The organism is Streptomyces nanshensis (genome assembly GCF_001751255.1).
Classification (GTDB): domain Bacteria; phylum Actinomycetota; class Actinomycetes; order Streptomycetales; family Streptomycetaceae; genus Streptomyces; species Streptomyces nanshensis_A.
In genome coordinates this window covers 1-10,329 of sequence record NZ_LJGW01000400.1, presented here as the reverse complement: position 1 = coordinate 10,329, position 10,329 = coordinate 1, and the positions used below count along the sequence as shown (strand labels likewise).

Here is a 10,329-nt window from a genome sequence, read left to right as displayed (position 1 = left end):
CGATGTGGAAGGCGGTGACGCCCGCCGCGGCGAGCCGCGCCACATGGTCGAGGCGCAGACCGCCGCCCGCGATGATCCGCGGCGCGTAGCCGGGTTCGGACGCGGCGGTGCGTGCCGCCTCCGCGAGCAGGACGTCCATGCCCGCGTCGACGCCGTGCGCCGAGCCCGCGGTGAGGTAGGAGTCCAGACCCCCGGCCCGTCCGTTCGCCGACTCCGCGAGATCTCTGCGCAGCCGGTCGCGGTCGGCCGCGCGGTCGACGGCACGGTGGAAGGTCCACGCACAGCCGGCGACCGCCTCGTCCAGCGCCGCGAGCGCGCGGACGTCCGCGCGGCCCGCCTCGTCCAGGAACCCCATGACGAACTCGTCGGCCCCTTCGGCCCGTAGCTCCCGTGCCCGCTCGCACAGCGCGTCCAGCGCCGCGTCGCCGCCGGTCGCGAATCCGGTGCGGTCGCGCAGCATGACGCGTACGGGAAGTGCGACGGCGGCACGGACGCGGGCGAAGGTCTCCCGGCTGGGCGTGAGCCCGTCCGCCGCCATGTCGGCGATGAGTTCGAGGCGGTCGGCGCCTCCGTCGCGTGCGGCGCGGGCGTCCTCCGCGTCGAGCACGATCACTTCGAGCAGCGGCCCGGCAAGTGGTCTAGACACCTTGGCACTCTGTCACATGCCGCCTCCCGTCCGGAACGCCACATCGCGACATCCCGGCCGGGTCCTCCCCGGGACGTCGGTGTCACCGCCCGCGGGCACAATCGCGTGCATGGCGACGAACGACGCATCCGGCACCGCGGGCGGCGGGAGCGCGCCCGCCCCCGAAACCCCCGCCCCCGGTTCGGGCACCGGGCCCGCTCCCGCTCCGGACCCCGCGCTCCGCGACCGCCTCCTCTCGCGCTGGTCCGCGCTCCTCGTCAGCGCCCGCGACGGCGCCCGGGAGCCCGACCCGGCCCCGTACGGACAGAAGCTGCTGGAGCGCTGGTCGGAGCCGCAGCGCCGCTACCACACCGCCGGGCATCTGCTCGACGTGCTCGACCGCGTCGACGAACTCGCCCCGCACACACCGGAGGCCGACCTCCCCACGGTGCTGCTCGCCGTCTGGTTCCACGACGCCGTCTACCGCCCCGACCGCAGCGAGAACGAGGAGCGCAGCGCCGCCCTCGCCGAACGCGCCCTCCCCGAGGCCGGGGTGGGGCGGTCCCGTACGGACGAGGTCGCCCGCCTGGTACGCCTCACCGTCACCCACGACCCCGACGAGGGCGACGCCGACGGCGAGCTGCTGTGCGACGCCGATCTGGCGGTGCTGGCGGGGTCGCCCGCCGAGTACGCCCGGTACGCGGCGGCCGTGCGCGAGGAGTACGGCTTCGTGCCGGACGGCCCGTTCACCGAGGGGCGTGCCGCCGTGCTGCGCCAACTCCTCGGTATGCCACGGCTGTTCCGCACCCCGTACGGACGGCGGCACTGGGAGCACGTCGCGCGCCGGAATCTGGAGACCGAGATGGAACTGCTGGTCAAAGGCGGCCGGGAGAGACAAAGCGGGACATGACGACGGCCAACGTCCGAAGACCGACTTGCGACCACGGGAGGTTGCTAGCACCCTGAACTGCCCGGCTCGGCCCGGTCGATGCCGCTCCCCCACGGCCGAGAAGCACGCGGGACCGGACCGCGCGCGACGTTCCACGCGGGACGTCCCGGGACCGCCCGACAGCCAAGAGGCCACTCATCACAGAGGATCGCAGGCCACGTGGTCACTCACTCCACCACCACCGGCGAGGACGCCCACTCCCCCGACCCGTCGTTCGACGAGGTCTTCTGCGGGCTGCTCCACAGGCTCTACCGGCGGGCCGCCATGCTGGCCGGGTCGCGGCAGTCGGCCGAGGACGCCGTGCACGAGGTCTATCTGAAGCTGGCCGCACGGCCGGAGAAGTTCCTCGCCCATCCTGAGCCGTACGCCTACGCCTTCTCCTCCCTCCTCAGCGTGGTCCGCGACAGTTGGCGCAAGGAGCGGCGCCATGTGCTCGTCGCCGACGTCGAGTTCGGCGACGAGGGGCGGGCCGGCGGCGGTGGCCCGGGGGCGCCGCCGGGCGCGCAGTGGGACGACGGCGGGCTGGAGCGGCGCTCGTCGGAGCTGGAGACCGTACGGCTGCTGCGGCAGTTGACCGTACGGCAGGCCGGCGTCGTCGTCCTGGTCGACCTCGACGGCTACACGATCGACCAGGCCGCGCGCATCCTCGGGCTGCACCGCGGCACGGTGGCCCTGACGCGCAGACGCGCGCTCGACAAGCTGCGGGGCGCGCTGCGTCCCCGTGCGGGCCGCGCGGGAGGAGAACGGCATGCGTGCTGAGCGACGCGAGGAGACGGCTGCGGCTCTGCGCGAGCAACTGCGGGCGGCCGACGCGGTGATCGAGCCGCCGGACGGCCTCTGGGAACGGGTCCGCACACCGCGTCCGGACGATGTCACTCCGGTCCCGTCCGGCAAGCCGGGTGCGTCCCGGCCGGGCCGGCGGCCCCTGCCGATGACCGTGATCGCCGTGGCCGCGGCGGCGGTGGCGTTCGTGGTCTGCGGTACGTGGTGGCTGGTCTCGCCCTCCGACGGCGTGGGGTCGGTGCAGGGCACCGCGGCCGACGGGCCGTCGTCGAGCGCCTCGGCGCCGGGACGTTCGGATCCGGTCAGGCTGCGGGTGCACAACGTCGAGAAGGCGTGCCGCGAACTGCGCACCCTGGAGTGCGCGTTGCGCGTCGCGAAGAACCCGTACAAGCCGTACGCGGCGCCGGACAACTCGGCGGCGCGCGTCTGGCACGGCGACGTCCTCACCGCGAGCTGCGTGGTGACCGACGGACAGCTCGTGACGGACGAGAACGGCGTCTCCTCGCGCCGCTGGTACCGCGTCGAACGGGCCGCCGCCGACGGCAAGGGCCCCCGGGCGGAGGGCTGGCTGCCGGGTGTGCGGACGCGCAACACGAAGGAGGTACGCCTCTGCTCGGGGGCGGAGAAGCCCCACGGGCAAGGGAGTTGAGGCCGCGGCGCCGTACGCACGGTCCGTGCCGCAGCTCCCGTACACCCGCTCCCGTACGCCCGGTCCCGCGGGACGGCTTCCGTACGGCGGTGTCGGGACGCCGGGCGTGCGGCGCGTGACCGTTCGCCACTCGGCCTGTACGTCCAACAGGCCACGCCGCCCGCCACGGGCGCCCCGGCACTCCCCCGAGAAACGCGGCCCGTGGGCCGCGCTGCCGTCCTCGCCCCTCCAGGGCGGGGACATCCGCTACACGTACGGCGACGGCCTGCCGTATGACACATGTCAGTGAGACCTGCGTCACAGCGCGTCGCGACGGCCCGCCCCGCCGGAACGGTGCGAACTCCGGCTCCGCACCCCGTCGGGCCGCCCCGGGATGCCGTCCGCGGCGGCGGGCGCACCATTGACGCATGGAACTGATCGACGCCTTCGAGAGCGCCTACAGGGAGTGGGACCGGCTCGTCCACGAGGTCGACGAACGGCAGTGGGACGAGCCGACCCCGTGCAGCGACTGGAACGTGAAGGACCTGGTCAACCATCTGGTCGGCGAACACCTCTGGGCGCCGCACCTGTTGAGGGGCGAGACCCTCGCCGAGGTGGGCGACCGCTTCGACGGCGACGTCGTCGGCGACGCCCCGGTGGCCATGTGGGAGCAGACGGGCAGCGCCTCGCACTCCGCCTTCCACCGCAAGGGCGCACTGCGCGGCGACGTCCATGTGACCGGCGGGAAGACACCGGCCACGGAGTACGCGTGGCAGATGACGACCGACCTCACCGTGCACGGCTGGGACCTGGCGCAGGGCCTCGGCGTGCGGTCGCGGATGCCGGACGAGCTGGCCGACGCGGTCTACGACCACATCGCGCCGCAGGCCGGGAGCTGGCACGAGGCGGGGATCTTCGAACCGCCCGTGCCCGTGCCGGACGACGCGGTTCCGCAGGACCGGCTGGTGGCACTGCTGGGACGCCGTCCCTGATCGCACCCGTGCCGGCCTGCTGAGGCACGGGCGGGCCGGCGGTCGTCCGCGTACCGTCGCGGGCGCCGCCGTGGAGTGCCGACCGTGGAATGCCGCCGCCCGCGCGGTGGTTGGCCGAGGCATGCGAAACGAACCGCCGCCCGCGCGCACGCGGCAGCGCATGCCGCCGGCCGTCCTCGTCCTGGGGATATCGGTCTTCGCGCTCGGCACCTCGGAGTTCATGCTCGCGGGCCTCCTCCAGCCCATCGCCCGCGATCTGCACGTCTCCATTCCGAAGGCCGGGCTGCTGGTCTCCGCGTTCGCGGTCGGGATGGTCGTCGGCGCTCCGGTTCTCGCCGCCGCGACGCTGCGGCTGCCGCGCCGGCTGACCCTGATCACGCTGCTCGCCCTCTTCGCCCTCGGCCAGGTCGCCGGCGCGCTCGCGCCCACGTACGGGGTGCTCTTCGTCTCGCGGATCGTCAGCGCCCTGGCGTGCGCGGGCTTCTGGGCGGTGGGCGCCGCGGTCGCGGTGTCGCTGGTACCGGTGACGGCGCGGGCCCGTGCGATGGCGGTGATGATCGGCGGACTGAGCACCGCCAACATCCTGGGCGTGCCCGCCGGTTCGCTGCTCGGACAGCACGCGGGGTGGCGCTCGGCGTTCTGGGCCGTGGCGGCGCTGTCGGCGCTCGCGCTGGCCGGGGTGATCGCGCTGGTGCCGCGTACGGACCCGGCGAAGGGGGCGGAACGGCCGCGGCTGCGCCGCGAGTTGGGCATCTACCGCGACAAGCAGGTGTGGTTCAACGTCGTGACCATCGCGCTCAACGCCGCCGCGGTCTTCGCGGTCTTCTCGTATCTCGGCCCGTTCCTGACCGAGGTCTCCGGGCTGCCGGAGCACCGGCTGCCCACGGTGCTGGCGCTCTTCGGCGCCGGCGGGCTCATCGGCACGGTCATCGGCGGACGGATCTCCGACGGCCATCTGCTCGGCACGATCTACGGCGGCATCGCGGCCTCGGCCTGCGCCCTGGCCCTGCTGGCGCTGCTCGCCCGCAGCCCGGTCGCGGCGGTCGGCCTCGCGCTGCTGCTGGGCGTGACGGCCTTCATGACGGCACCGGCGCTCAACGCGCGCATGTTCAACGAGGCCGACGCCGCCCCCACGCTCGCGGGCGCGACCACGACCTCGTCCTTCAACATCGGCAACACCATGGGCCCTTGGCTGGGCGGCCTGGTCATCGGCGCGGGGTGGGGATATCAGGCGGTGGCCTGGACGGGGGCGGCGCTCGCCGCCGCGGGCGTCGGCACGACGGCCCTCGCCTCGCTCACCCGGCGGCGGGACCGGCGCCGTCGCGCCCGCTCTCTCGACTGCCCCGCGGCGGCCCCCGCCTCCGTGGGCGCCGCAGGCCCGCGTCCGTGAGCCTGCGCAGCAGCTCCTTGCTGCCGACCTCGACGGCTCCGGCGGCGACGGCCGCGGCGTAGCGGGTGCCGGGCACGTCGTAGTGGTCGCGGTCGAAGGCGCGGCGCGGGCAGCCGATGCCGGCCGCGAAGTCGTGCAGCTCGTCGAAGGAGACGTCGCTGACCAGATGCGACCAGAGACGTCCGGCGCCGGGCCAGTCGGGCGGATCGATGTAGACGGTCACCGGGCCGCCGCCGGGCGGCGGGGACGAGCGCGTACGTCCGTACGTACGGCCACGGGTACGGGTACGGATACGGCCACGGGTAGGGCCGCGCGTACGACCATCGGTACGACCTCCGGAACGCCCCCGTCACCCCCCAAGCGCCGCGCCCTCAGAGCCACTTGTTCAGGGTCCCCACGCGCGCGACCGACGTCGTGGTCTTGCTGCACACCCAGTGCGGGTTCTCGCCGAGGGGAGGCTCGATCTCCAGCGCGTGCGGGTCGGCGCCGATGCAGACCGGGCACAGCGGCCAGCGCCCGTACCGGTCGAGGAGGGCGTCCTGGACGTCCTGCGCTATCAGCCCGTTCACGAACGCGATGCCGTCCGGCCATTGCTCGACCCACCATCTGCGGTGGGAGACCGCCTCCTCCACGAGCGAGACCACATCGGCCTCCGCGACCTTGCCCGCCTCCAGGTCGGCGAGTACGAGGGCGCGGGCCGTGTGAAGTGTCTGCTCGAGCTGGTCCATGTCTCCATTGCACCAAAGAAGACGGGAGCTCCGGGGCCGTCTCGGCCAGTGCACCGGCCCGGCGGAGGCGCTGAGAAGATCCCGGGGAGGAGGCATGACGGAGCGGTGGACGCATCACTTGACGCGGACGCGTCGAGAAAATTACCTTCCAGCGATGACCACGTACCTGAAGGAAAGTTTCGCCAGGAACGGCAGGACGCACGCCAGACCCGGCGGCGCCGGCCCTGCCGCGAACACCCCGCACGGCGGCTCGCCCCACCCCGCCCCCCGTGGCGCGGGCACCGAGCGCACCGCCGCCCGCCCGGCACCGGGCACCAGGCCGGGTCCGCCCGGACCGGGCGCCCTCGCCGCCAAGGTGCGCACCATGGCCCCGTCGATGACCCGCTCCATGCAGCGCGTCGCCGAGACCGTCGCGGCAGACCCTGCGGGATGCGCACAGCTCACCGTCACCGGCCTCGCCGAACGCACCGGCACCAGCGAGGCCACGGTCGTACGGACCTCCCGGATGCTGGGCTACCCCGGCTACCGCGATCTGCGGCTCGCGCTCGCGGGCCTCGCGGCACAGCAGGAGTCCGGCGCCGCCCCCTCCGTCACCGCCGACATCGCGGTGGACGACCCCATCGCCGACGTCGTCGCCAAGCTCGCCCACGACGAGCGGCAGACACTGGCCGACACCGCCGCCGGTCTGGACACCGTGCAGCTCGAGGCCGCCGTCACCGCCATGGTCGGCGCACGCCGCGTCGACGTGTACGGAGTGGGAGCCTCCGGTCTCGTCGGCAAGGACCTCGCACAGAAGCTGCTGCGCATCGGACAAGTCGCACACGCGGAGGCCGACCCGCATCTGGCGGTCACCACCGCCGTGCAGCTCGGCGCCGGCGACGTGGCGATAGCCATCACGCACTCCGGCGGCACCGTCGACGTCATCGAGCCGCTGCGCGCTGCCTTCGACCAGGGCGCCACGACGATCGCCATCACGGGGCGCGCGGACGCCGAGATCGCCCAGTACGCCGACCACGTACTGACGACCTCGACGGCGCGGGAGAGCGAGCTGCGGCCGGCCGCGATGTCCAGCCGTACGAGCCAACTCCTCGTCGTGGACTGCCTGTTCATCGGCGTGGCGCAGCGTACGTACGAGAGTGCGGCTCCCGCGCTCTCCGCTTCCTACGAGGCGCTCGCGCACCGGCACTCGCCGCGCCCGCGCTGAGCGCACAGCGGGAAGCACCGCCGGAGCAGCACCACGGGCGCCGCCCACGGCATGCGCGTTCCAGACCCGGACCCGGCCCGGGCTGGCCGACGCTGCCGCACAGGCGCCCGAGCGGAGATGCACGAACCGCGCGGTGCCCGGCCCCGCGGGGCCCCCGCACCGGATCCGTCCGGGGTCCGCGTCCGTCCGTTCGCGTCCGTTGGCGTCCGTTCGGTTCAGGCGTGCGTGTCCGGACCGGCTCCGCGTCCGTTATCCGCATCCCGGGACCGTCGCACGGCCCCCGGGCGTACGGCATCCGCAACCCGCATCCGAACCACCCGCATCCGCGTCCGCGAGCCAGAAAGAGCCGCTCCTCTCCATGACCTCCACCGCCGACACTCCTCCCTCCTACAGCGAACTGCGCGCACAGTTGGAGACGCTGACCACGGAGGCGTTCCGCAGCGAACTGTCCGAAATCGACCGACTGCCCACCCTGGAGATCGCCCGGATCATGCAGGGTGAGGACGCCACCGTCCCCGGTGCCGTCGGCGAGCAGCTTCCGCAGATCGCCGCCGCCATCGACGCCACCGCCGAGCGGATGGCACGCGGCGGCCGGCTCATCTACGCGGGCGCCGGCACGGCCGGCCGCATGGGCGTGCTGGACGCCAGCGAGTGCCCGCCCACCTTCAACACCGACCCGTCGGACGTGGTCGGACTGATCGCCGGCGGCCCCGGCGCGATGAGCAGATCCGTCGAGGGCGCCGAGGACAGCAAGGAGCTGGCCGCCGCCGATCTCGACGCACTCCAGCTCACCTCCGACGACACGGTCGTGGGCATCTCCGCCTCCGGGCGCACCCCGTACGCGGTGGGCGCCGTCGAGTACGCGCGCACCACGCACGGCGCACTCACCGTGGGCTTCTCCTGCAACGCGAACTCGCCCCTGGGCGACGCCGCCGACGTACGCATCGAGGTCGTCGTCGGACCCGAACTGCTCACCGGCTCGACCCGGCTGAAGGCGGGCACCGCGCAGAAGCTCGTCCTCAACATGCTCTCGACGATCACCATGATCCGGCTGGGCAAGACCTACGGAAACCTCATGGTCGATCTGCGGGCCTCCAACGAGAAGCTGCGGGCGCGGTCACGGCGCATCGTCGCCCTCGCGACGGGAGCCGACGACGCGACGATCGAGGACGCTCTCACTCAAGCGGACGACGAGGTGAAGAACGCGATTCTGATCGTTCTCGCGGGCGTGGACGGCCGCAGCGCGGCCCGGTTGCTCGCCGAGGCCGACGGTCATCTGCGGGCTGCGCTCCGCGCGGCGACCGGTCAGGGCTGACAGTGGAGGGCAAGCGGCTGGCCGCCGCCGGCAACGGCTAGCTCGCTCGACCGCACCACGTTCCGGGCCTCCCGGACAGCCAGAGAGCGACCGCGCCCATGAGCACAGACAAGAACCGCCAGATCGCCGAGGTTCTGCTCCCCCTCGTCGGGGGAGCGCAGAACATCGTCTCCGTGACCCACTGCATGACCCGGATGCGGCTCGGCCTGGCCGACCGCTCGCTGGTGCAGGACGCGCCGCTGCGGGCGCTGCCGGACGTGGTGGGCGTCGTCGAGGACGACGACACGTACCAGATCGTGCTCGGCCCGGGGAAGGTCTCCCGGGTCACCGCCGAACTCCAGGCCCTCGCACGGCAGACGGCGGCGGACGGGGCCGATCCGCGGGAAGCGGCGGGGAGTGCTCGGGTCGCGGGGGTCGCGGGCGTCGCGGCGCCCGCGGGAGGCGCGGAGGGCGAACCCCCCGTCACCGCCGAGGCGTTGGCCGAACGCGGCGCCGAGATCCGCGCGGCGCGCAGACGGAAGAACGCCACCCCCGTGAAGCAGATGCTGCGCCGCGTCGCCAACATCTTCGTCCCGCTGATCCCGGCGCTCATCGGCTGCGGCATCGTCGCCGGCATCAACGGCATCCTCACCAACCTCGTCAGCAGCGGCAGCGCCCCCTGGGCCGCCGGCATCGTGCCCGCGCTGACGGCGATCTCCACCGGCTTCATGTCGCTGATCGCGGTCTTCGTCGGCATCAACACGGCCGCGGAGTTCGGCGGTACGCCCGTACTGGGCGGCGCCGCCGCGGCCGTGATCGTCTTCGCCGGGGTCTCGAAGGTCTCCGCGTTCGGCGAGAAACTCACGCCGGGACAGGGCGGCGTGCTCGGCGCGCTGCTCGCGGCGCTGCTCGCGGTGTACGTCGAGAAGTGGTGCCGGCGCCATGTGCCGGAGGCCGTGGACGTCCTGGTCACCCCGACCGTCACCGTCCTCGTCTCCGGACTCGTCACCCTCTTCGGCCTGATGTACGTCTGCGGCATCGTCGCCACCGGCATCGGCCACTTCGCCAACTGGCTGCTCCTGCACGGCGGCGGCCTCGCGGGCTTCGTCCTCGGCGGGCTGTTCCTGCCGCTGGTGATGCTCGGGCTGCACCAGGCGCTCATCCCGATCCATACGACGCTGATCGAGCAGGACGGCTTCACGGTACTGCTGCCCGTACTGGCGATGGCGGGCGCGGGCCAGGTCGGCGCGGCGATCGCCGTGTACGTACGGCTGCGCCACAACACCTCCATCCGCAAGACCATCAAGTCCGCGCTGCCGGCCGGGGTGATGGGCGTGGGCGAACCGCTGATCTACGGTGTCTCGCTGCCGCTCGGGCGGCCGTTCGTCACCGCGTGCGTGGGCGGCGCCGTCGGCGGCGGCACCGTCGGGCTCTTCCACCAGCTCGGCACCTCCGTGGGCTCCACCGCGATCGGACCGTCCGGCTGGGCGCTCTTCCCGCTGCTCAAGGGGAACCAGGGGCTGGGCGCCGTGGCCGCCGTGTACGCGCTGGGGATGGCCGTGGGCTATCTCGCGGGCTTCGTCGCGACGTACTTCTTCGGCTTCAGCAAGCAGATGCTGCACGAACTGAACGCGGCGCCGGGGACGGGGACTTCGGCGCCGGAGACATCGGCGGGCGTGCCCGCGGGGGCAGCCGCGGGTGCGGGCGCGGGCGCGGGCGCGGGTGCGGGTGGGGCT

The 10,329-nt window shown here is 73.5% G+C and carries 11 protein-coding genes; 8 read left to right on the top strand and 3 right to left on the bottom strand.

Translation table 11 applies throughout. The features are described from left to right. Nucleotides 1-646, bottom strand: a 646-nt coding sequence (locus AN218_RS25065) for a copper homeostasis protein CutC (RefSeq protein ID WP_244900684.1), incomplete at its 3' end; no start/stop codon positions are given. A 109-nt stretch (nt 647-755) separates the two neighbouring features. Here AN218_RS25065 and AN218_RS25060 point away from each other — a divergent pair. The 5 genes from AN218_RS25060 (at nt 756) to AN218_RS25040 (ending at nt 5,367) form a co-directional block, all read left to right on the top strand. Further along, nucleotides 756-1,535, top strand: a complete 780-nt coding sequence (locus AN218_RS25060) for an HD domain-containing protein (protein WP_070019194.1) — start codon at nt 756-758, stop codon at nt 1,533-1,535. A gap of 198 nt (nt 1,536-1,733) precedes the next feature. Continuing rightward, a complete protein-coding gene (locus AN218_RS25055; RefSeq protein WP_244900682.1) occupies nt 1,734-2,333 on the top strand; it encodes an RNA polymerase sigma factor in 600 nt (199 codons plus the stop codon). Next, the gene (locus AN218_RS25050) at nt 2,323-3,006 is read left to right on the top strand and encodes a hypothetical protein (RefSeq protein ID WP_070019193.1); all 684 of its coding nucleotides are present in this window, start codon (nt 2,323-2,325) and stop codon (nt 3,004-3,006) included. Before AN218_RS25055 ends, AN218_RS25050 begins: the two co-directional genes overlap by 11 nt. Nucleotides 3,007-3,413: 407 nt before the next feature. Further along, nucleotides 3,414-3,977 (top strand): TIGR03086 family metal-binding protein, encoded by a 564-nt coding sequence (locus AN218_RS25045; protein WP_070019192.1) that lies wholly within the window; start codon nt 3,414-3,416, stop codon nt 3,975-3,977. Nucleotides 3,978-4,137: 160 nt separating this feature from the next. Further along, nucleotides 4,138-5,367: a Cmx/CmrA family chloramphenicol efflux MFS transporter gene (locus AN218_RS25040; protein ID WP_070019191.1), complete on the top strand. Its 1,230-nt coding sequence runs from the start codon at nt 4,138-4,140 to the stop codon at nt 5,365-5,367. Here AN218_RS25040 and AN218_RS25035 read toward each other — a convergent pair. Continuing rightward, nucleotides 5,273-5,590, bottom strand: a complete 318-nt coding sequence (locus AN218_RS25035; RefSeq protein ID WP_070019190.1) for a DUF4031 domain-containing protein — start codon at nt 5,588-5,590, stop codon at nt 5,273-5,275. The genes AN218_RS25040 and AN218_RS25035 overlap by 95 nt on opposite strands. Before the next feature lie 148 nt (nt 5,591-5,738). Beyond that, nucleotides 5,739-6,095, bottom strand: a complete 357-nt coding sequence (locus AN218_RS25030) for a hypothetical protein (RefSeq protein ID WP_070019189.1) — start codon at nt 6,093-6,095, stop codon at nt 5,739-5,741. A gap of 154 nt (nt 6,096-6,249) precedes the next feature. Here AN218_RS25030 and AN218_RS25025 point away from each other — a divergent pair, with 154 nt between their 5' ends. The 3 genes from AN218_RS25025 to AN218_RS25015 form a co-directional block, all read left to right on the top strand. Continuing rightward, nucleotides 6,250-7,299 carry a MurR/RpiR family transcriptional regulator gene (locus tag AN218_RS25025; RefSeq protein WP_079132561.1) on the top strand — a complete coding sequence of 350 codons (1,050 nt, stop codon included), beginning with the start codon at nt 6,250-6,252 and terminating at the stop codon, nt 7,297-7,299. Nucleotides 7,300-7,657: 358 nt separating this feature from the next. Further along, nucleotides 7,658-8,614, top strand: a complete 957-nt coding sequence (murQ, locus tag AN218_RS25020; RefSeq protein ID WP_070019188.1) for an N-acetylmuramic acid 6-phosphate etherase — start codon at nt 7,658-7,660, stop codon at nt 8,612-8,614. Nucleotides 8,615-8,712: 98 nt separating this feature from the next. After that, nucleotides 8,713-10,329: PTS transporter subunit EIIC (locus AN218_RS25015; RefSeq protein ID WP_107421566.1), on the top strand; the 1,617-nt coding region annotated here is incomplete at its 3' end.

Bases quoted from the DNA above. Each gene is read 5' to 3' on its own strand.
- AN218_RS25060 (WP_070019194.1), top strand. From the start codon at position 756: ATGGCGACGAACGACGCATCCGGCACCGCGGGCGGCGGGAGCGCGCCC.
- AN218_RS25050 (WP_070019193.1), top strand. From the start codon at position 2,323: ATGCGTGCTGAGCGACGCGAGGAGACGGCTGCGGCTCTGCGCGAGCAA.
- AN218_RS25045 (WP_070019192.1), top strand. From the start codon at position 3,414: ATGGAACTGATCGACGCCTTCGAGAGCGCCTACAGGGAGTGGGACCGG.
- AN218_RS25040 (WP_070019191.1), top strand. From the start codon at position 4,138: ATGCCGCCGGCCGTCCTCGTCCTGGGGATATCGGTCTTCGCGCTCGGC.
- AN218_RS25030 (WP_070019189.1), bottom strand. From the start codon at position 6,095: ATGGACCAGCTCGAGCAGACACTTCACACGGCCCGCGCCCTCGTACTC.
- AN218_RS25025 (WP_079132561.1), top strand. From the start codon at position 6,250: ATGACCACGTACCTGAAGGAAAGTTTCGCCAGGAACGGCAGGACGCAC.
- murQ (WP_070019188.1), top strand. From the start codon at position 7,658: ATGACCTCCACCGCCGACACTCCTCCCTCCTACAGCGAACTGCGCGCA.